The organism is Streptomyces sp. NPDC002640 (genome assembly GCF_053592575.1).
The window spans coordinates 132,998-153,514 of sequence record NZ_JBSFVZ010000002.1 but is presented as its reverse complement, the minus strand read 5'-3'; the positions used below and the strand labels follow the sequence as shown (position 1 = coordinate 153,514).

At 72.9% G+C, this 20,517-nt stretch carries 16 protein-coding genes and 1 pseudogene; 11 read left to right on the top strand and 6 right to left on the bottom strand.

The window, feature by feature from the left end; genetic code table 11:
* The first annotated feature begins 78 nt into the window (after positions 1-78).
* The gene (locus ACWD3O_RS03330) at positions 79-465 is read left to right on the top strand and encodes an NUDIX domain-containing protein (RefSeq protein WP_451410887.1); all 387 of its coding nucleotides are present in this window, start codon (positions 79-81) and stop codon (positions 463-465) included.
* 43 nt (positions 466-508) lie between these two features.
* Here the strand turns inward: ACWD3O_RS03330 and ACWD3O_RS03325 are convergent, their stop codons facing one another.
* From ACWD3O_RS03325 to ACWD3O_RS03315, 3 genes are all read right to left on the bottom strand, one after another.
* On the bottom strand, positions 509-1,636 hold the full coding sequence (locus ACWD3O_RS03325) for a hypothetical protein (protein WP_451414709.1): 1,128 nt from the start codon (positions 1,634-1,636) through the stop codon (positions 509-511).
* Positions 1,636-2,373, bottom strand: a complete 738-nt coding sequence (locus ACWD3O_RS03320) for an RNA polymerase sigma factor (RefSeq protein WP_451414708.1) — start codon at positions 2,371-2,373, stop codon at positions 1,636-1,638. The genes ACWD3O_RS03325 and ACWD3O_RS03320 overlap by 1 nt, the downstream gene beginning before the upstream one ends.
* A gap of 278 nt (positions 2,374-2,651) precedes the next feature.
* Positions 2,652-4,223 (bottom strand): beta-N-acetylhexosaminidase, encoded by a 1,572-nt coding sequence (locus ACWD3O_RS03315; RefSeq protein WP_451414830.1) that lies wholly within the window; start codon positions 4,221-4,223, stop codon positions 2,652-2,654.
* Positions 4,224-4,524: 301 nt separating this feature from the next.
* Between ACWD3O_RS03315 and ACWD3O_RS03310 the strand changes: the two genes are divergently transcribed.
* The 5 genes from ACWD3O_RS03310 (at position 4,525) to ACWD3O_RS03290 (ending at position 8,782) form a co-directional block, all read left to right on the top strand.
* On the top strand, positions 4,525-5,214 hold the full coding sequence (locus tag ACWD3O_RS03310; protein ID WP_451410886.1) for a 2-oxo-4-hydroxy-4-carboxy-5-ureidoimidazoline decarboxylase: 690 nt from the start codon (positions 4,525-4,527) through the stop codon (positions 5,212-5,214).
* Between the two features lie 137 nt (positions 5,215-5,351).
* Positions 5,352-5,732: a succinate dehydrogenase, cytochrome b556 subunit gene (gene sdhC, locus ACWD3O_RS03305; RefSeq protein ID WP_356128940.1), complete on the top strand. Its 381-nt coding sequence runs from the start codon at positions 5,352-5,354 to the stop codon at positions 5,730-5,732.
* Positions 5,733-5,740: 8 nt separating this feature from the next.
* On the top strand, positions 5,741-6,235 hold the full coding sequence (sdhD, locus tag ACWD3O_RS03300; protein ID WP_451410847.1) for a succinate dehydrogenase, hydrophobic membrane anchor protein: 495 nt from the start codon (positions 5,741-5,743) through the stop codon (positions 6,233-6,235).
* A 19-nt stretch (positions 6,236-6,254) separates the two neighbouring features.
* Complete coding sequence (gene sdhA, locus ACWD3O_RS03295) at positions 6,255-8,009, top strand: succinate dehydrogenase flavoprotein subunit (RefSeq protein WP_451410846.1); 1,755 nt, start codon at positions 6,255-6,257, stop codon at positions 8,007-8,009.
* Positions 8,009-8,782 (top strand): succinate dehydrogenase iron-sulfur subunit, encoded by a 774-nt coding sequence (locus tag ACWD3O_RS03290; protein ID WP_451410845.1) that lies wholly within the window; start codon positions 8,009-8,011, stop codon positions 8,780-8,782. Before sdhA ends, ACWD3O_RS03290 begins: the two co-directional genes overlap by 1 nt.
* Before the next feature lie 248 nt (positions 8,783-9,030).
* Here the strand turns inward: ACWD3O_RS03290 and ACWD3O_RS03285 are convergent, their stop codons facing one another.
* A complete protein-coding gene (locus ACWD3O_RS03285) occupies positions 9,031-9,975 on the bottom strand; it encodes a L,D-transpeptidase family protein (RefSeq protein WP_451414707.1) in 945 nt (314 codons plus the stop codon).
* Positions 9,976-10,205: 230 nt separating this feature from the next.
* Between ACWD3O_RS03285 and ACWD3O_RS03280 the strand changes: the two genes are divergently transcribed.
* The 3 genes from ACWD3O_RS03280 (at position 10,206) to ACWD3O_RS03270 (ending at position 15,889) form a co-directional block, all read left to right on the top strand.
* Complete coding sequence (locus ACWD3O_RS03280; RefSeq protein WP_451410843.1) at positions 10,206-11,786, top strand: acyl-CoA mutase large subunit family protein; 1,581 nt, start codon at positions 10,206-10,208, stop codon at positions 11,784-11,786.
* Positions 11,787-12,041: 255 nt separating this feature from the next.
* Positions 12,042-13,523, top strand: coding sequence for a glycosyltransferase family 29 protein (locus tag ACWD3O_RS03275; RefSeq protein ID WP_451414706.1), 1,482 nt, complete (start codon positions 12,042-12,044; stop codon positions 13,521-13,523).
* Positions 13,520-15,889, top strand: coding sequence for a glycosyltransferase (locus ACWD3O_RS03270; RefSeq protein WP_451414705.1), 2,370 nt, complete (start codon positions 13,520-13,522; stop codon positions 15,887-15,889). Before ACWD3O_RS03275 ends, ACWD3O_RS03270 begins: the two co-directional genes overlap by 4 nt.
* A 124-nt stretch (positions 15,890-16,013) precedes the next feature.
* Here the strand turns inward: ACWD3O_RS03270 and ACWD3O_RS03265 are convergent, their stop codons facing one another.
* Together ACWD3O_RS03265 and ACWD3O_RS03260 are read right to left on the bottom strand one after the other, a co-directional pair.
* Positions 16,014-17,351: a polysialyltransferase family glycosyltransferase gene (locus tag ACWD3O_RS03265; protein ID WP_451410840.1), complete on the bottom strand. Its 1,338-nt coding sequence runs from the start codon at positions 17,349-17,351 to the stop codon at positions 16,014-16,016.
* Positions 17,348-18,328, bottom strand: a complete 981-nt coding sequence (locus tag ACWD3O_RS03260) for a glycosyltransferase family 2 protein (protein WP_451414704.1) — start codon at positions 18,326-18,328, stop codon at positions 17,348-17,350. Before ACWD3O_RS03260 ends, ACWD3O_RS03265 begins: the two co-directional genes overlap by 4 nt.
* A gap of 209 nt (positions 18,329-18,537) precedes the next feature.
* Between ACWD3O_RS03260 and ACWD3O_RS03255 the strand changes: the two genes are divergently transcribed.
* A complete protein-coding gene (locus ACWD3O_RS03255) occupies positions 18,538-19,872 on the top strand; it encodes a DUF6716 putative glycosyltransferase (RefSeq protein WP_451414703.1) in 1,335 nt (444 codons plus the stop codon).
* Positions 19,869-20,387 (top strand): annotated as a pseudogene (locus ACWD3O_RS03250) (acylneuraminate cytidylyltransferase family protein); the annotation flags it as partial. The gene ACWD3O_RS03255 and the pseudogene ACWD3O_RS03250, both read left to right, overlap by 4 nt.
* Positions 20,388-20,517 lie beyond the last annotated feature (130 nt).

Here is a 20,517-nt window from a genome sequence, read left to right as displayed (position 1 = left end):
CGGTTCATCGCCACCCTCTGGCGGCGGATCCGCGGCTCGTGGCAGTGGCGGATCCTCTGGCTGGCCAACGCGACCTTCATGGTGGGCGTGACCGGCGTGGTCCGGGACGACCGCGGGCGGGTGCTGCTGCTGCGGCACCGGCTGTGGCACCCGGACCGGCCGTGGGGGCTGCCGACCGGATTCGCCGAGAGGGGCGAGGAGTTCGGGCAGACGGTGGTCCGCGAGGTCAAGGAGGAGACCGGCCTCGACGTGCGCGTCGGCCGGCTGGTCCGGCTGCGGAGCGGGTTCCGGCTGCGGCTGGAGGTCGCCTACGAGGCCGAACTGGTCGGCGGCGAGCTGGTCGTCGACGACTTCGAGATCCTCGAGGCGAGGTGGTGCGACCCGGACGACCTGCCCGAGGGGCTCCAGCCGGCCCACCGCGCGCTGATCGCCGGGGCGACGGAGGGCCTGGACGGCTCGGCCTGACCCGGCGCCCCGCCCCGCGGGCAGCGGCCGGGTGGGCGGGGGATCAGCGGTCGGAGGTGCCGGTGCGGTGGCCGTCGCGCTGGGCGCGGTCGCTGCCGCCCGCGCCCCGGTCGCGGTCGCCCTTGCCGCCGTTGTGGTCGCGGCCGTTGCCGCCGCCCTTGCCGCCGCCGGAGGCGTGGTCGCCGCCGGAGGCGCGGTCGTGGCGGGTGTCCGCGTCGTTCCGGCGGGACGGGCGGTCCAAGTCGCCGCGGCCGGAGGGGGCGTCGCCGCGTTCGCCGTCGTCGGGGCGGCCGCGGCGGTCGTCGTCCTGGTCGTCGTCGCGCTCGACGGTGCCGTCGACCGGGGGACGGGCCTCGCCCACCAGGCGGGCGCAGTAGTCGACGGCGGACAGCCGCGCCTCGCGGGCCGCGGCGTCCAGGCCGCGGCGCTGCTCCGCGCTGAGCGGGCGGCCCGCGAGGTAGGCCCGGCAGGTGGCCCGCAGCTCCCCGCCCGTGCCACGGCCCTGCTTCCCGGCCCGGTCGCCGCCGCCCGCCGAGGCGGCGTCGCCCGCCGAGGTGTCGCCGCCGTCCCGGCCGCGCGGGTCCGCCCCGCCCGCCGTCCCGGTGCCGTCGTGGCCGCCGCCGGGGTTCCGGTCGCCGCCGTGCGCGCCACCGTCCTGCGGGGAGGCCGACGTGAGGCCGGTGAGTCCGGACGCCGCGTCCTGCGGCAGGCCCGTCCCGGGGGTCTCCGAGCCCAGCGGCACCGGGGTGGAGGTGCCGGCCGGCACCGGCGGCGCGGTGGCCGCCGCCCCGGCCGGGGCGCGGTCCGCGGACCCCAGCGCGTGCAGTCCGCCGCCGATCGCCGCTCCGCCGCCGACCACACCGGTCACCAGCACCGCGGCCAGCACGAACCGCTGCCGGGCGGCGCCCCGGCCCCGGGCGCGCCCGCGCACCGGACGCGGGGCGCCCGGCACGTCCGCGGGGGAGGCGGCCCGCGCCGCGCGGAAGGCGGCCAGCGCCGCCTCCTCACCACCGCTCCCGCCCGCGCCACCGGCCGCCGGTGGGGCCGACAGGCGGTCCAGCATCCGCGCCAGGTCCCGGGCCGGCGCCGGGTCCGCCGCGTCCAGGCGCTCACCGCGCAGCAGACGTTCCGCCGTGTCGCGGTCCAGCCACCTGTCGTGCTCGTCGGGCATCACATGTCCTTCTGCGTCCGCGTCGGCGCGTACGTCACTCCGGCGGACGCCGCCAGCCTCGGGCGCGGCCACCGCGGCGGCGGCACCAGGCCGAGGATGCCGATCCGCTCCGCGACGGCCTCCACCGATGCGGCGGCGACCCGCTCCGGCCCCCCTCCCGCCCCCGCCCCGGCCCCCGCCTCCGGCGACGCCGGCTCGGCCAGCAGCTCGGCCAGCTTCCTCAGCCCCCGGTGGGCGGCCTGCCGCACGGCGCCGGGCCGCTTGCCGAGCGTCGCGGCGGCGGACTTGGCGTCCAGCCCCATCACCACGCGCAGCACCACGGCCTCGGCCTGGTCGGCGGGCAGACGGGCGATCAGCGCGAACGCGCGGTCCGTGGCGAGGGCGTCGATCGCCTCGGCCGCCGTGTCGGTGGTGGCCGGCCGGTCGGCGAGTTCCGTCTCGTCGCCCGCGGTCGCCGGGCGGCGGCCCCGCATCCTGATGTGGTCGAGCGCCCGGTTGCGGGCGATCCGCGCGGCCCAGCCGCGGAAGCGGTCCGCGTCGCCGCTGAACCGGTGGAGGTCGCGGGCGATCTGCAGCCACGCCTCCGAGGCGACGTCCTCGGCGTCCGGATCGCCCACCAGTGTCCGTACATAACCGAGCAGCCGCGGATGCACCGAGCGGTACACAGTCCGGAACGCGGTCTCGTCCCCGTCCTGCGCCGCGTGCACCGCGGTGGTCAGCTCCGCGTCGTCCCCCACCCCACGCGTGCCTTTCTCGCGCCCAGACCGGCGCCGCTGCCGCGGCCCGGATTCGTCTCCGTCGCGACAGGCACGTTACGGCGCCGGGGAGCCCACGTCCACGCTCCCATGGAGGACACCAAGATTTTTGTGTGGTTGGTGTGACAAATATGCGAGGAAGGACGCTGACACCATTGCGGGCCGGTGACGGTCCGTCGGCAGCGACGGCCGGGGCCTCTCCTGTGGGGGGTGGCGGCCCCGGCCGTCGCCTCGTCGAGGGACGACCCGCGGGGCCGCCCTCAGCCCAGGCGCTCCGCGAGCTGCTGGAACTCCGTCCAGGTCAGGCCCGGTTCGCGGCGGTCCCAGAGCTTCTGCGCGGTGGCCCGCAGCGGCATCCGCAGCCCGGCCGCGATCTGCTCCTGCGTCTGGGCGTTCGGCCGGTCGCCCCAGACGGCGAACGAGCCGCCGAGGATCTGGTCGTCGTACCGCTCGGGCACTGGCGTGGAACCGCGCACCACCAGCGGCGTCCACTCCTCGTAGATCCGCCGGCCGGTCGGGTAGACGAAGGTCTGCGGCTCGCCGAGCACGTAGTAGAGGTACTCGTCGTTGTAGTTGATCACCTGGCGGCCGGCCTCCAGGAACTCGACGGGCTCGCGGGCGCCGATCTCCTTGCCCGTCCAGTACGCCACCTGGATGTCCTCCGAGGGGTTCACCGCGCCCCCGTCGAAGAAGCCGTCGTTCCAGGCCCGCGGGGTGCGGTCCAGCTTCTTCACGGTGGCGGCCCGGTCGTTGAGCCATCCGGTGGTGAGGTCCTCGACCGTGCCGTCGGGGCCGTACTTCTCCCGGGCGGCAGCGGCCAGGTTCGGGTAGGAGGCCTCCGGGTCCTCGGCCATCAGGGCCAGGTACTCGTCGGCTCCCAGGTGCCATTCGGTGCCGGGCAGGACCTCGGAGTACTCCTGGATCAGTTCGTCGACGATCCGGCCCGAGGCCGGCTTGGAGATGTCGATCGCCCCCGCGGCCGGACGGCCGTTCGCGTTGTACAGCTGGAGGTCCGGATGGGCCTCCAGCACCGCGCCCAGGTGCCCGGGGGAGTCGATCTCCGGGACGATCCGGACGTGCAGGCTGCGCGCGAGGTCGACGATCCGCCGCACCTCGGCCTTGGTGAGGTGGCGGTCGGAGACGACCTCCGGGTGGCCGCTCGACTCGATGCGGAAGCCCTGGTCGTCGGAGAAGTGCAGACCGAACTCGTTGTACTTCAGGTCGGCGATCTCCCGGATCCGGTCCTCGATCCAGTCGGCGGAGTAGAACTTCCGGGCGATGTCGAGCATCAGGCCCCGCTTGGGCTTGGCCGGCTCGTCGCGGATCTCGCCCTCGGGCGCGCCCCCGTCGGCGGCGAGCTGCTTCAGGGTGCGGGTGCCGAGGAAGACCCCGGCCTCGGTCGGGCCGTTGATCACCACGCGGCCGTCCCGGACGGTCATCCGGTACGCCTCCGGGTTGGCGCCCTGGTTCCCGCCGGCCTCCAGCCGCAGGTCGCCGTCCTCGGTGTCGCCGGCGCCCTTCTTCCCGGCGTAGGACAGGCCGAGTTCCTGGGCGACGAGGCGGCCCTCGTCGGCGAGGGCGTCGTCGTTGACGACCACCCGCGCGCCCTCCCGCGGCTTCCAGCCGGGGCCGGACGCGGCGGTGAACGCGCGGACCGCGGGGATGGTCCGGGGCGGTCCGGTGACCGGCGAGGCCGTGGGCGCCGCGCGGGTGCCGGCCGGGGTGCGGCTGCCGGGCTCCGGCCCGCCGTCCCCGGCGGGCCAGAGGTTGTGGGCCAGGACGACCGAGCCGGCGGCGAGGACCGCCGCCCCGGCCCACCGGGCCCGCCTCATCCGCCGCATCCGGTCGGCGGAAGGTCCGGACCTGCCGTGCTTCGGGCTCTTTGCGGTACGACGACTGTGCTGGCTCACCTTGCCAACGTAAGAGCGTTTCGTCCCGCTCGCCCGCCGACGCGCGGCGTCCACCCGTGGCCGGTCCTTTCTCCCCTGCGGGTGAAAGACGGATATTCGGCTACCGCCCCCGTGGTCGCCCCGCTACCGTGTGTCCACAACTCCCACACCGTCCGCGCAACGTTCCCGCCGACCACGACCGGCGCCGCCGCACGGCGCCCCCGGAACCCGCCGAGGACTCCCGCTGCCATCGCCACGTATCCCGGAACAGGGCTCGTACACGCCCGACGGCCTGGAGCGGTTCAACCGGGCATCCGAGACCGCCGCCAGGCACCTGCTCTCCCGCTGCCTGCGCAGTGACCGCTGGGCCGCCCGGATGGCCGCGCACCGCCCCTACCCGGACCCGGCGTCCCTGCTCGCCGCCTCCGACGAGGCCGCCTACGACCTCCCGCCCGACGAACTGCTCGCCGCCGTGCGCGAGGAGTGCCGGCTGCTCCGGACGGATGAACTCGCCCGCGCCTTCCTCGCCGCCGACGAGCCCTCCACCCCCGCCGAGGGGGCCGGGCCGCGGCGCACCGGCGACGGGGGAGGGCTGTGGTCCGAGGCGCAGCTGCGGGTGGTCCGCTCGATGCCGCGGGCGGCGCGGACCGCGGTGCGGGCGGCCTGGGCGGCCTACGAGCAGCGCTTCGGCCACGGCTTCGTGCTCTCGCTGGACGGCGTGGACCCGGAGGACGCGCTGAACCACGTCCTCACCACGGTCCGCAGCAGGCTGGCCCTGACCCCGGAGGACGAGCGGGTGGTCGCCGCCGAGGAGCTCCGGCAACTGGCGCGCGAACGACTCACCCGACTGATTCGTTCCGATCGTGCCCTTGATTTCGGTACGGAATGTGCCGAATTCCCCCCGTTCGCACCCCCGCTGGGGCTACCGGTTTGATCACATCGGCAGGGCTGCGCTAAAGGTTCCGACAGCACGTCGCTACGATGGCCGGGGCCGGTGGACCGTACCCGGCCGGGCCCGTCCGACAGACAAAGCCGGCGAGGCCCCAATCCCCGCTCCCGGAGGGTTCTTCCGTGCCGGCTGGAACGCTTTACCGCGGACGGGAAGGAATGTGGTCGTGGGTGGCTCACCGAGTCACCGGCGTGCTGATCTTCTTCTTCCTGTTCGTCCACGTGCTGGACACCGCTCTCGTGCGTGTCTCCCCCGAGGCCTACGACGAGGTCGTGGCCACGTACAAGACCCCGATCGTCGCGCTGCTGGAGTACGGCCTCGTCGCCGCGATCCTCTTCCACGCGCTCAACGGCCTGCGCGTCATCGCCGTCGACTTCTGGTCGAAGGGCACCCGCTACCAGAAGCAGATGCTCTGGGCCGTCGTCGGCGTCTGGGTCGTGCTGATGATCGGCGCCCTGTACCCCGTCCTCGGCCACGCCGCTGCTGAAGTCTTCGGGAGCTGACGCCAAGCATGTCGAACAACACCGTCAAGACGGACTCCGCCGCCTCGGGCATCGGCCCGGTCGAGGGCGCCTCCCTCTACTCCGTCGACAACCCGGCTCCCGTCATCGAGCCCCCGCGCAAGCGCACGAAGAAGACCGGGCGTTCCACCCGCGGCAACTTCGAGCTGTACGCGTGGCTCTTCATGCGCCTGTCCGGCGTCGTGCTCGTCGTCCTGGTCATCGGCCACCTGCTGGTGCAGCTGGTGCTGGACGGCGGCGTGCAGAAGATCAGCTTCGCCTTCGTGGCCGGCCGCTGGGCCTCGCCGTTCTGGCAGGTCTGGGACCTGCTGATGCTGTGGCTCGCCATGCTCCACGGCACCATCGGCCTGCGCACGATCATCAACGACTACGCGGAGCGCGCGAACACCCGGGTGTGGCTCAAGGGCCTGCTCTACACCGCCACGGTGTTCACCATCCTGCTGGGCACGCTGGTGATCTTCACCTTCGACCCGAACATCCGCTAGATCCGGGGCTGCAGACTTCATGAAGATCCACAAGTACGACACCGTCATCGTCGGCGCCGGCGGCGCCGGCATGCGCGCCGCCATCGAGGCGACGAAGCGCAGCCGCACCGCCGTGCTGACGAAGCTCTACCCCACCCGCTCCCACACGGGCGCCGCGCAGGGCGGCATGGCCGCCGCGCTGGCCAACGTGGAGGAGGACAACTGGGAGTGGCACACCTTCGACACGGTCAAGGGCGGTGACTACCTGGTCGACCAGGACGCCGCGGAGATCCTGGCGAAGGAGGCCATCGACTCGGTCCTCGACCTCGAGAAGATGGGCCTGCCGTTCAACCGCACCCCCGAGGGCCGCATCGACCAGCGCCGCTTCGGCGGACACTCCCGCAACCACGGCGAGGCCCCGGTCCGCCGGTCCTGCTACGCCGCGGACCGCACCGGCCACATGATCCTCCAGACGCTGTACCAGAACTGCGTCAAGGAGGGCGTGGAGTTCTTCAACGAGTTCTACGTCCTGGACCAGCTGCTGGCCGAGGTCGACGGCAAGCAGGTCTCCGCCGGCGTCGTCGCCTACGAGCTGGCCACCGGCGAGATCCACGTCTTCCACGCCAAGTCGGTCATCTACGCCTCCGGCGGCACCGGCAAGTTCTTCCGCGTGACCTCCAACGCGCACACCCTCACCGGTGACGGCCAGGCCGCCGTCTACCGCCGGGGCATCCCGCTGGAGGACATGGAGTTCTTCCAGTTCCACCCGACCGGCATCTGGCGCATGGGCATCCTCCTCACCGAGGGCGCCCGCGGCGAGGGCGGCATCCTCCGCAACAAGCACGGCGAGCGCTTCATGGAGAAGTACGCGCCGGTGATGAAGGACCTCGCCTCGCGTGACGTCGTCTCGCGCTCCATCTACACGGAGATCCGCGAGGGCCGCGGCTGCGGTCCCGAGGGCGACCACGTCTACCTGGACCTCACCCACCTGCCGCCGGAGCAGCTGGACGCGAAGCTCCCGGACATCACCGAGTTCGCGCGCACCTACCTCGGCATCGAGCCCTACACGGACCCGATCCCGATCCAGCCCACCGCGCACTACGCCATGGGTGGCATCCCGACCAACGTGAAGGGCGAGGTCCTCGCCGACAACACCACGGTGGTCCCGGGCCTGTACGCGGCCGGCGAGGTCGCCTGCGTGTCCGTGCACGGCGCCAACCGCCTGGGCACCAACTCGCTGCTCGACATCAACGTGTTCGGCAAGCGGTCCGGCATCGCGGCCGCCGAGTACGCCCACTCCGCCGACTACGCGCCGCTGCCGGAGGACCCGGCCGCGTTCGTGCAGTCCGAGGTGGAGCGCCTGCGCAACGCCACCGGCGGCGAGCGGGTGGCCGACATCCGCCGCGAGCTGCAGGACACCATGGACGCCAACGTCATGGTGTTCCGCACCGAGCAGACGATCAAGGCGGCGCTGGAGAAGATCCAGGAGCTGCGCGCGCGCTACAAGAACGTCGCGATCCAGGACAAGGGCAAGCGGTTCAACACCGACCTGCTCGAGGCCATCGAGCTGGGCAACCTGCTGGAGCTGGCCGAGGTCATGGCCACCTCCGCGCTGGCCCGCAAGGAGTCCCGCGGCGGTCACTACCGCGAGGACTACCCGAACCGCGACGACGTCAACTTCATGCGCCACACCATGGCGTACCGCGAGGTGGCCGAGGACGGCTCGACGAGCATCCGTCTCGACTACAAGCCGGTCGTCCAGACCCGCTACCAGCCGATGGAGCGTAAGTACTGATGGCAACCCCGACCATGGAGAAGTCCTCCGACGCCCCCGAGGCCGGTTTCGGCGACTCCCCGTTCATCACGGTCACCTTCCGCATCCGCCGGTTCAACCCGGAGGTCTCGGCCGAGGCCGAGTGGCAGGACTTCCAGATCGAGATGGACCCGAAGGAGCGCGTGCTCGACGGTCTCCACAAGATCAAGTGGGACCTGGACGGCACGCTGACCTTCCGCCGTTCCTGCGCGCACGGCATCTGCGGCTCCGACGCCATGCGGATCAACGGCAAGAACCGCCTGGCGTGCAAGACGCTGATCAAGGACATCAGCCCCGAGAAGCCGATCACCATCGAGGCGATCAAGGGCCTGACGGTCCTGAAGGACCTCGTCGTGGACATGGAGCCGTTCTTCCAGGCCTACCGCGACGTGATGCCCTTCCTGATCACGAAGGACACCAACGAGCCGACGCGCGAGCGCCTGCAGTCCGCCGAGGACCGCGAGCGGTTCGACGACACCACCAAGTGCATCCTGTGCGCCGCGTGCACGTCGTCCTGCCCGGTGTTCTGGAACGACGGCCAGTACTTCGGTCCGGCCGCCATTGTGAACGCCCACCGCTTCATCTTCGACAGCCGTGACGAGGCGGGCGAGCAGCGCCTGGAGATCCTCAACGACCGTGACGGCGTGTGGCGCTGCCGCACCACCTTCAACTGCACGGACGCCTGCCCGCGTGGCATCGAGATCACCAAGGCGATCCAGGAGGTCAAGCGCGCGCTGATCACGCGTCGCATCTGACCCCCGCCGCCGCGAGGCGGAACGCGCACGACGAGGGCCCCGTACCGGGTGGGACGACCACCGGGTGCGGGGCCCTCGTGCACGGAGTGACGTTTTCGCGGGCGGCGGCGCTGAAGGAAGTGGGCCGACTGGTCATCGGCTGTCGCGCGAGCCGGTGTTCCCCCCCGTACACCCGGCAGCGCATCCCGCGCGGGCGGGGCACGTTCCCCCTGCCCCGCCCGCGCACCCCTCTCCCCGCCCTCCCGCGGTCAGCGGTGCACGACGACCTTGTCGCCCTCCCGCACCGCGGCGTACAGCCGGGCGATCAGGTCCTCGTCCCGCACGTTGACGCAGCCGTGCGAGGCGCCCGCGTAGCCCCGCTCGGCGAAGTCCGGCGAGTAGTGGACCGCCTGGCCGCCGCTGAAGAACATCGCGTAGGGCATCGGCGAGTCGTAGAGCGTCGAGACGTGGTGCCGCGACTTCCAGTAGACGCTGAACACGCCCTCACGGGTGGGCGTGGCCACCGAGCCGAAGCGGACCGGCATGTGGGATACGGTCCGGCCGTCGATCATCCAGCGCAGGGTGCGGGTGGTCTTGTCGATGCACAGCACCCGCCCCTTCCGGCAGCGCTCGTCGGGCGGCCCCGGTTCCTGGCCGCCCATCAGGTACAGGTCCCAGCGCCCCGGTTCGGCGGTCATGTCCAGCAGCCGCTGCCAGCTGACGGAGTCCATCCGCCCGGTGCGGGGCAGACCGCGCTTGTCCTGGAAGCCCCGCACCGCCTCCTCGGTGGCCCGGTCGTACACCCCCGTGGGCCCCTCGAACAGCCAGGCGATCTGCCGCAGCCGGGCCTGGATCTCCCGGACGTCGCGTCCCCGGTCACCGGGTGACCACAGGACCTTCGCCGGGGCGGGCGGGGGAGCGGACGGCGTGGCAGGCCCGGACGGGGAGGAGGGGCCGGACGGGCCGGACGGGCCGGAGGGGGCCGGGGACTTCGGCGGGAGCGTGCTCCGGGACGGCGAGGGCCCCGGAGCGGTCGTCGCCGGGGAGGAGGCGGAGGGCGGGGGAGCGGCGGGCGGGCCGGTCCCGGTGTTCCTGTCGTCCGCGGTGACCTGGGTCCACGCCGGTTCGCTGCCCGGCTGCACCGTGCACCCCGCCAGCGCCGCCGTCACGGCCAGCGCGGCCGCGCCCCACCTCGTCGTTCCGCGTCTTCCCATCCTGCCGACCCCCGTCGTCGCCGCGCCCTGCTCCGTACCGTTTCCGTCATGCTCCCCGCCCCGGGGCCCCGCCGAACCAGGACCCGCTCCAGCGGTTTGTGAGCAAGCTCCCAGCGTGTGCCCCTCCACCGCTCGAGGGCGCGCCGCTACAGTCCGTGGCAGGACCCCCCTTTACCAGCGAGTAACCACCCCAACGGCCCCATCCCAGCAAGGACGCGGAGGAACATTCCATGGCGCGCGAGTCGGAGTCCGGACTGCCCATCGAGCCGGTCTACGGGCCCGGCGCCCTGGAGGGCTGGGAGCACGAGGGGAAACTCGGTGAGCCGGGATCGTACCCGTTCACCCGCGGCGTGTACCCCTCGATGTACACCGGCCGTCCCTGGACCATGCGCCAGTACGCCGGTTTCGGCACCGCCGTCGAGTCCAACCAGCGCTACAAGCAGCTGATCGCCAACGGCACCATGGGCCTGTCGGTCGCCTTCGACCTGCCCACCCAGATGGGCCACGACTCCGACGCCCCGATCGCCTCCGGCGAGGTCGGCAAGGTCGGCGTCGCCATCGACTCCGTCGACGACATGCGGGTCCTGTTCGACGGCATCCCGCTGGACAAGGTGTCCACGTCGATGACGATCAACGCCCCCGCCTCGCTGCTGCTCCTGCTCTACCAACTCGTCGCCGAGGAGCAGGGCGTGAGCGCGGACAAGCTCACCGGCACCATCCAGAACGACGTGCTGAAGGAGTACATCGCCCGCGGCACGTACATCTTCCCGCCCAAGCCCTCGCTGCGGCTGATCGCGGACATCTTCAAGTACTGCAAGGCCGAGATGCCGAAGTGGAACACCATCTCCATCTCCGGCTACCACATGGCGGAGGCCGGCGCCTCACCCGCGCAGGAGATCGCCTTCACCCTCGCCGACGGCATCGAGTACGTCCGCACCGCGGTCGCCGCCGGCATGGACGTGGACGACTTCGCGCCCCGGCTGTCGTTCTTCTTCGTGGCCCGCACGACCATCCTCGAGGAGGTCGCCAAGTTCCGTGCCGCGCGCCGGATCTGGGCCCGGGTGATGCGCGAGGAGTTCGGCGCGAAGAACCCCAAGTCGATGATGCTGCGCTTCCACACCCAGACCGCCGGCGTGCAGCTCACCGCCCAGCAGCCCGAGGTCAACCTGGTCCGCGTGGCCGTGCAGGGCCTGGCCGCGGTCCTCGGCGGCACCCAGTCGCTGCACACCAACTCCTTCGACGAGGCCATCGCGCTGCCCACCGACAAGTCGGCCCGCCTCGCCCTGCGCACCCAGCAGGTGCTGGCCTACGAGACCGACGTCACCGCCACCGTCGACCCGTTCGCCGGCTCGTACGTCGTCGAGAGGATGACCGACGACCTGGAGGCGCTGGTCGTCGAACTGATGGGCAAGGTCGAGGACATGGGCGGCGCGGTCGCCGCCATCGAGCGCGGCTTCCAGAAGGCCGAGATCGAGCGCAGCGCCTACCGGATCTCCCAGGAGACCGACGCCGGCGAGCGGGTCGTGGTGGGCGTCAACCGCTTCCAGCTCGACGAGGAGGAGCCCTACGAGCCGCTGCGCGTCGACCCGGCCATCGAGGCCCAGCAGGCCGAGCGCCTGGCCCGGCTGCGGGCCGAGCGCGACCAGGCGGCCGTCGACGCGGCGCTGACCGCCCTGAAGAAGGCCGCCGAGGGCGACGACAACGTGCTCTACCCGATGAAGGACGCCCTGCGCGCCCGCGCCACCGTGGGCGAGGTCTGCAACGCGCTGCGCGAGGTCTGGGGCGCCTACGTCCCGACCGACGCGTTCTGACGGGCCCGCCCTCCGGCGGGCCGGCCTTCCGGAGGATCGGCCCTCCGGAAGGCCGGAGGCGTCGGGATCTTCATGACGGCCGGGTGACGGGAGCGGCGGATTCGTCCTCCCGTCACCCGGCCGTCGGCCTGAGTTCCCATCATTCGCCCGCGCGCCGGGGTTCATTCACCTCCGCGCCGCTTTCCCTTCCTAGCTTGCTCACAGGACCCATCCGCCCCGGAGACCTTCGAGGGCGCGGCAGCAAGCGGGAGTGGCATGACGGTGGTCGAGGAGAGACGTCCGGGAACCCGGGGCGCGGGGCAGTTGGAGGACTGCCTGGCCGCCTGCGCGGTGCACAGCGGCAAGTTGGTCGGCACCGTCGACCGCCGGCGGGTCGAACTCGCCGAGCGGCTGCGCCAGCTGCTGGCCCTGTGGAGCATGCGGCCGGCGGCCGGCACGGCGCCGCAGGGACCGTCCGGCGCGGCCGCGGTGCTCAAGCGGGTGGTCAAGGGCGGTGGCGGCGGGACCAAGCTCAGCAACGACGTGCTGGACGCCCTGGTCTCCGTGGCCGACAAGGCGCTGCACTGCGGCTACGACGATGAGCGGCGGCTCGCCGAGCAGATCAGCCGGACCGTGCTGGCCCTGCGGGAGAACTCCCGGGCCGGCTGGCGGCTGCGCGCCCGGGTGCTGGAGGCCATGGGCGACGAGACCGCCGCCGTCGAGGCGTTCGAGCGCTACCGGTCGCTCACCGCGAACGACGGCACCGGTGTCGGCGCGAAGATCGCCGGACTGCGGTTCGCCGCCGGGCGCGAGGCGGAGCTGCTGGAGCTCCTCGGCCGTGACTGCCCGGCCGCGAAGGACGTCCCGGCCCGGCCCGTCACCGAGCTGTGGACCGAGGGCCTGGAGCTGCGCGCCCGCGGCGGCGAGGAGGAGGCCCGGCCGCTGCTGGTCGCCGCGCTGCTGGAGCACGCCCGGTCCGGGGCGCCGGTCACCGACCGGCAGGACCTGCTCGCCCAGTACATGGACCTGCGGGTCCAGGACGCCCGTGCCGACGGCGGCCCGGCCGCGGTCGGCGACCTCGCCACGACGGCCCGCCTGTGGGCCGACCAGCACCGCGCGCGGCGCCGCGGCCCGGTCGCCGATCCCACCATGGGCGGCGTGGAGTGGATCGGCCTCGGCGAGTTCCGCAACATGATCGCCGGACGCTCGGTCTGCCTGATCGCCAACTCCGGGCGCGTTGCCACCAGTTCACTGGGCAAGGAGATCGACGACTACGACCTGGTCGTGCGGTTCAACTCCTTCCGGCTGGAGCCCGCCCACACCGGGACCCGGACCGACATCCACGTCACCATCCACAAGCACGGCTTCAACTGGGAGAAGCCGGTGACCACCCGCCTGGTCTTCGGCGGCCTCTCCCACGAGTGGAAGTACTCGCTGCGCAACCGCCTGGTGCCGGGCGCCCAGCAGTACCTGGGCGACGAGTCGCTGCGCTGGCCGCTGCGCAACATCGGCAAGGTCGGCTCCGAGGCATGGCCGGCCATCCCCACCAGCGGCTTCAACATGCTGTGGCTGCTGGACTTCCTGGACGTCAACCCGGTGATCGACCTGATCGGCTTCGACTTCTACGAGAGCGGCGCCTACCGGGTCGACGCCGCGATGAAGCTGCCGATCACCACCGTCCACGAGTACACCAGCGAGAAGGACTGGGTCCTGGAGCGGGCCCGGCGCGTGACCGACATGAGGATCTCCCTGCGATGACCGCCACCTTTCCCGACCGCGCCGCCGCCTCCGCGCAGCCGTCGCGGGCGGCCCTCGCGCCGCCCGACACCGCCGCCCACGCCGTCACCGGCCGGCGCCGCATCGCCTTCGCCTCGTACGTGGACGAGAACTACCTCCCCGGGTTCCTGACCCTGCTGCGCAGCCTCGCCCTGACCAACCCGGGCGTGTGCGAGGACTTCGTCGTGCTGTACGACGACCTGCGGCCCGCCTCCGTCGCCCGGATCCGCGCCCTGCACCCGCGGATCGTGCTGCGCCGGGTGAACGCGGACCACTACGACTCCTACGCCAAGGGCGACCAGCACAACTACCTGGTCCGCAAGGCGTACTTCATCCTCGACGTGTTCCGCATCCGGGACTACGACACGGTGATCACCCTGGACACCGACATGGTGGTGCTCGGGGACCTGGGCGAGCTGCTGCGGCTGCGCGAGGGCATCGCCGCCGTCCCGCAGTTCTTCCACGGGCGGCACAAGCTCAACTCCGGCCTGCTGGTCATCCAGCGGGAGTACCTGTCCGACGCGTTCTGCGCCCGGCTCGACGAGACCGGCCGCACCGGCGCCTACGAGCTGGACAAGCACGACCAGGGCATCCTCAACGCCGTCCTCGACGGCGGCTTCGTCCGCCTCGACGCCCGCTACAACTTCGTCAAGCGGCGCCTCTCCGGCGACCTCGAGGTCCCCGAGGACGTGGCGATCCTGCACTTCACCGGCCGCCACAAGCCCTGGCAGGGCGGCGAGGCCGGTTACGGGCGGGGGGAGGAGCGCTGGCACGCGTACGACATGGGCGACGACGAGTTCCGCGCCGCGTTCGCCGCGCTGCCGGCCGCCGAGACCCACCACGACCTGCTGGTCCACCTCGGCACCGCCCACGTGGCCCGCACCGGTGACGTGGAGACCGCCCGCAAGGTCGCCCTCGCGCACATCGCGGCGGGCGAGTACCAGGAGGCCGTGGACATCCTCGGCCGGGTCGAGTTCCCGGTGCGGGACGCCTGGAGCCACGAGGTGCTGGGGCAGGCGCTGATGAGCGTCTCCCGGTACGAGGAGGCCCGCACCCACCTGCTGCTGGCCACCGCCGACCCCGGCAAGGCCGCCGTCGCCTACGCCCGGCTGGCGCAGATCGCCTGGGTGCACGGCGACGACGCGGAGGCCCAGCGGTACGCGCTGCTCGGTCTGTCCGTCGACCCGACCCACCGGTCCTGCCGCCTGTGGGCGCAGCGCTCCCGCCCGTCCGCCGCGCTCCCCGGCCAGAAGCAGGGCGTCGCGGAGGACCAGCTGGCGCACGTCGCCTTCTACATGGAGCGGCAGGGCAACGCGGGCGACAAGCTGCTCCCGGAGAGCGTGCGGCTGGCCTTCGGCGCGGACACCACCGCCCGGCGCTGGCACCCCGTCCACGCCCACCGGCTGTTCGACCCGGCCGCCCTGGAACGGGTCAACGCCCGCCGCGGCCTGGTCATCGGCGGCGGCGGCCTGTTCATCCCGGACACCATGCCCAACGGCGCCAGCGGCTGGCAGTGGAACGTCTCCGACGAGGCGCTCCGCGCCATCGACGTGCCCGTCATCGTGTACGCCGTCGGGTTCAACGCCTTCGACGGGCAGTCCTACCGGGCCCGCCGGTTCGCCGAGAGCCTGCGCCTGCTGGTGGAACGCTCGGCCTTCTTCGGCCTGCGCAACCACGGCTCCATCGAGAAGGTCCGCGCGATGCTGCCGGCCGGACTGCGGGACAAGGTGCGGTTCCAGCCCTGCCCGACCACCGTCACCCGGCACATCCTGCCCGGCTGGACGGACCCGGCGCGCCGCGAGGACACCGTCCTGCTCAACGCCGCCTACGACCGCGCGGGGCTGCGGTTCGGCCACGACTACGGCCACTTCCTCGCCGAGATGGCCAAGGCGGTCCGGGCGATCGGCGAGCGGGCCGAGGTCCGGTGCGCGGCGCACTCGCTGGACGACGAGCGGATCGCCTTCGACCTGCGGCGCGAGCATGGCATCTCGCTGCCGGTCATCCCCATGTACGACTTCGACAACGACGAGATCAGGGAGACCTACGCGGCCACCCGGCTGGTCGTCGGGATGCGCGGCCACGCGGGGATGATCCCCTTCGGCCTCGGCACCCCGATCGTCAGCCTGATCTCGCACCCGAAGATGGCGTACTTCCTCGCCGACATCGGCCGGCCCGAGTGGGGCGTCTCCGTCCACGACCGGAACCTCGGCGCGGTGCTCACCGAGCGGGCGCTGGGCATCCTCGACGACCACGAGGCCACCGTCGCCGACGTGCACGGGCGCCAGCGCGAGCTGTGGGAGGTCACCCGGAGCAACGCCGCGGAGATCAAGGCGCTGCTGGACCGCTGAACCGGCCGCGCCGCCGAGCCGGCCATGCCGTACCGGCGAGGCCGCTCCGGCGAGGCGGCGCCGCACGAAGAAACGGGCCGCCCCCTCTCCTCGCGAGGGGGCGGCCCGCGTTCACGGGGCGGCGTCAGCGGCGCAGCGTCCGCTTCAGCGACCTGGCCCGCCGCACCGCCCGCTTCAGCGCGCGGTTGCGGGCGAGGAAGGTGAGCTGGTCCGGGACCCCACCGGGCAGGCCCAGGCTGGTCAGGCGGCGGCGCTTGAAGTAGCGCATCCAGCGCGGGTCCTGGTGCTCCCGCAGGAACGCCTCGGCGGCCGGGCGCAGCGCGGGGTGGATCCGCGCCTGCATCGCGAAGCCCACCGCCGTCACCAGTTCGCCGAGCTGCTCGACCGTCATGCCGGGCCGCTGCTCGCGCACCGCCTCGGCGTCCTCCAGGTCGGGCAGCAGGGCGTCGACCACGGTGACCGGGACCCGGTTGCTGTTCTGGTAGGGGGCGAGCCGGTCCAGCAGCAGGGTGGTGCCGGTGCGGGCCACCGGCAGGCCGTGCAGTGCCGACGCGGTGAACAGGGCGGTGGAGAAGCAGCCCGCCACCAGCGCCGGGCGGAGCCGCCGGAACAGCACCTCGGCCAGCATCGGCTCGTCCAGCACCGTCAGTTCGACGCCCAGGCGCTCGGCCTCCGCCACCAGGGCCTGGTTCCAGGAGGCCGGTGCCGTGGGGTGCGGCTTGAAGACGATGGTCCGGTGCCCGAGGGCCACCGCGCCGCGGACCATCCGCAGGTGCAGCTGCTCCTCCTCCGCCGGCGTGAGGATGTTCAGCGCCGCCAGGTACTGGCCGAGCAGCAGCGCCGGCGACCCGGGCACCTCCGGCAGCCCTTCCTGGCCGGTGGCCAGCTCGTCGAGGACCTTCAGGAAGGCGTCGGTGGGCACCAGTTCGGCCGGCACCCCGAACTCGGTGAGCAGCAGCGGGCGCAGTCCGGGGACGAGGTCCAGGTGGAGCAGCCGGGTGACCCGGGTGCCGACCAGGGGGTCCAGCTTGATCCGGGTGGGCCCGTAGCTCATCAGGCCGTCCGCGTAGACGGTCAGGGGAGCGGCGCCGAAGATCTGGGCGATGCCCAGGGAGGGCTGGGCCTGGATCGACTCCACGGCCAGTTCGACGTCGTCGTCGCCGAGGTCCCAGGCCAGGCGCAGGTGGCGCTGCCACAGGACCGCGTCCTCCGGGCGGGGCTCCCAGCCGGAGGGGTGGAACGGGGAGATCGTGTCGTTCCAGGAGACGACCTCGTCGAAGCGCTCGCGCAGCTTCTCGAAGCCGGGCGCCTCGCTCGGCGCGGGGGTGGTCTCCGGCACGGCGGCGTTGTTGGAGACCAGCAGGATCCGGCGGCGGGCCGTGCCGAAGCAGCCCGCGTCCAGGGCGGCGGCCAGGGTGGCGGTGCCGTAGAGGGTCGAGGCGAGGAAGATCTGGGTGGTCATGCGGCTGCTCCCACGGCGGGACGGCGGCGCAGCCGGCGCAGCCGGGTGGCGCGTTCGGTGTCCATGGAGTCCAGGGTCAGGTCGAGTACGTCCTGCGGCATGCGGCGCAGTGCCGCGGCGCTCAGCGCCTTCAGTTTCCGTCCCACCGCCGGCTGGTATCGGCCTTCGGCCTCGGCGGTCAGGTGGTGGCACATCATCGCGCAATACGTGCGGACGACTTTCGGAAGGAAAAGGTCCGCGTCCCGGTCCTCGGAGGTTTCCGCGATCACCTGGTCGAATGCGCGGAGGAAATCGAGCTGCCGTTCGTCACCGATCTGGGTGAGCGACGAGGACACTCCGCGGCGGTAGAAAACGCCGTACATGTCGAGCACCGCGAAGGACTCCGCCTCCCGGTGCAGCCGCCAGGTCCACAGCCGGTCCTCGCAGGTGTGCAGCCCCTCCACGAAGCGCAGCAGGCCCCGGTCGTCGAGCCGGCGGTGGTAGACGTCGGCCCACACGAAGGGGTAGTCGACGGAGGTCGAACGGTCCGCGGGCAGGATCGCCTCCCGCGGGCTGGTCACCACGTTCCTCGGGCCGTGCGGCACCCGCTGCACCACCCGCTCGCGGCCCGTGGAACGGACGTGGTCGGTGCGCACGAAGTCGCAGCCCAGCTCGTCCGTGGCCGCGATCAGCCGCCCGTAGTGGCCGGGCGCGAGCCAGTCGTCGCCGTCCAGGAAGGTGAGGTACTCGCCGCGCGCCGCCTCCAGGCCGGTGTTGCGGGCGGCGGCGATGCCCCGGTTGCGCTCGTGCCGCAGCAGCCGCGCGCCCGGCAGGTCGCGCTCCGCTCTCTCGAGCAGCGCCGGGGTGTCGTCGGTCGAGCAGTCGTCGACCAGAAGGAACTCGACGTCGGACCGGGCGTTGGCCTGCAGGCTCCTCAGGGTGTCGGGCGCGTACTGCCGCACGTTGTAGAAGGGGACGATCACAGAGAGCTTGACCACGCCCCCGACGCTAGGCGCTCGCCCGGCACGCCCCCTTACCCCTCGATGTCCAGCGGGTGAACGAGGGCCGGAAATCATGTGAACCACGTTTTCCGGAATGCCGCATACCGGCCTCCCACCGGCTGATTGGTTTTTCGTCGGCCTTCTGTTCACCCTTTGTTGCAGTGCGGTTGGGCCGCGCCTCGGAATGCGTTCCTAGCGTTTCCGGCGTGCCAGCAAGTACCGCAGAAAACGCAACCACCGGGGCCCTGAGGGTCGCGGTCGTCGCGGACTCCGACACCCGGTGGAAATGGGGCGCCCTCACCGCGCGGCGCCTCGCGCCCGCCGGCCGGGAGATCCGCCTCGACGGCCACCTCCTGCGCGGCCGCGCCACCCCCACGCCCCGCCAGCTCGCCGAGGTCGGCGTCGAGGCCGACTCGCTCCGCGAGGTGAGCGCGGTCGAGTTCCTCCGCGCGGTCACCGAGGAGCCCTACGACGTGGTGGTGCTCGCCCTGGTGGGCGGCGGTGTCCAGGCCATGCTGCACGGACTGCGCCACGCCTGGGGCGCCCGCGACGAGAGCCGCCGGCCCGTGGTGATCACCGGCTACGTCGGGATCGTCTACGAGAAGCTCGCCGACGGCCTGCTGCTGCGCCACGGCGCCGACCTGGTGCTCGCCAACTCCCGCCAGGACGCGGACCGCTTCCGCGCCGTCTACGAGGGCGTGGGCGCCGACCCGGACGCCGTCACCGAGGTGGCCCTGCCCTTCCTCGGGGGCGACCGGTACCGGGAGAGCGGCGAGCGGCCCTACACCGTGGTGTTCGCCGCCCAGCCCTCCGTCCCGGAGTCCCGCAAGGACCGGACGTACCTGCTGGAGCGGCTCGTCGGCCACGCCCGCCGGCACCCCGAGCGCGAGGTGCTGCTCAAGCTGCGCTCCCGGCCCGGCGAGCACACCACCCACATCGAGGAACTGCCCTACCAGAAGCTGGCGCAGCGCCTGGACCTGCCCGCCAACCTCCGCCTGGTCTACGGGCACATGGGCGAGGTCCTGGACCGCACCGACCTGCTGGTCACCGTCTCCTCCACGGCCGCGCTGGAGTCCCTGCACCGCCGCATCCCCACCGCGGTCCTCACCGACCTCGGGGTGCGCGAGGCGCTCGGCAACCACCACTTCACCGGCTCCGGCATCCTCGCCTCCTTCGACCAGCTCGACGCGGGCCACCTGCCGGTGCCCGACGAGGAGTGGCTGGCCCGCCAGGGCGTCGCCGCCGACGGCGGCTACGAGCACGCCTTCGACGCCGCCGGCGAGCGCCTGGCGAAGCTGCTCCAGGCCCCGCAGCTGCCGCCGCTCGCCCCGTACTACACGCACCACACGGCGCCCGGCTACCTGCCCGGCATCCTCGCCCGCCACCACCTGGCCCCCGACGGCGCCCCGCTGCCCGGCGCGCCCGTAGCCGACCGCGAGCCCGGCCCCGTCCGCCGGGTCGTCCGGCAGACCGCCCGCGGCGCGTACCGGCACGGCGTGCAGCGCGTGGCCCCGCTGATCCGACGTCTGGGGGAGCTGTGACCTCCGCGACCACCACGTCCGCGACCACCGCCTCCGCGACCACCACTTCCGCGACGACCACCTCCGCGACCACCACTTCCGCGACCACCACCTCCGCGACCACCGCCTCCACCGGCCGGGGGCGCCGCGTCCTCGCCGTGATCCCCGCCCGGGGCGGCTCCAAGGGGGTCCCCGGCAAGAACCTCGCCGAGGTGGCCGGCGTCCCGCTGGTCGCCCGCGCGGTCCGCGCCTGCCTGGCCGCCCGCCTGGTCACCGACGTGGCGGTCTCCACCGACGACCCCGCCATAGCGTCCGCGGCCCGCGCCGCGGGAGCGGTGGCGGTCATGCGCCCCGCCGCCATCGCCGGGGACACGGCGACCTCCGAGTCCGCCGTCCTGCACGCCCTGGACGCCCACGAGGCGCTCACCGGCCACCCGGCCGACGTGGTCCTCCTCGTCCAGTGCACCAGCCCGTTCCTCACCGCGGCCGACGTCGACGGTGTCGCCGCCGCGGTGGTGGAGAACGGCGCCGACACCGCGGTCACCGTCGCCGCCTTCCACGGCTTCGTCTGGCGCGACGGCGCCGACGCGGACGCGGGCGGACACGGCGTGAACCACGACAAGTCCTACCGGCCGCGCCGCCAGGACCGTCCCCAGGACCTCCTGG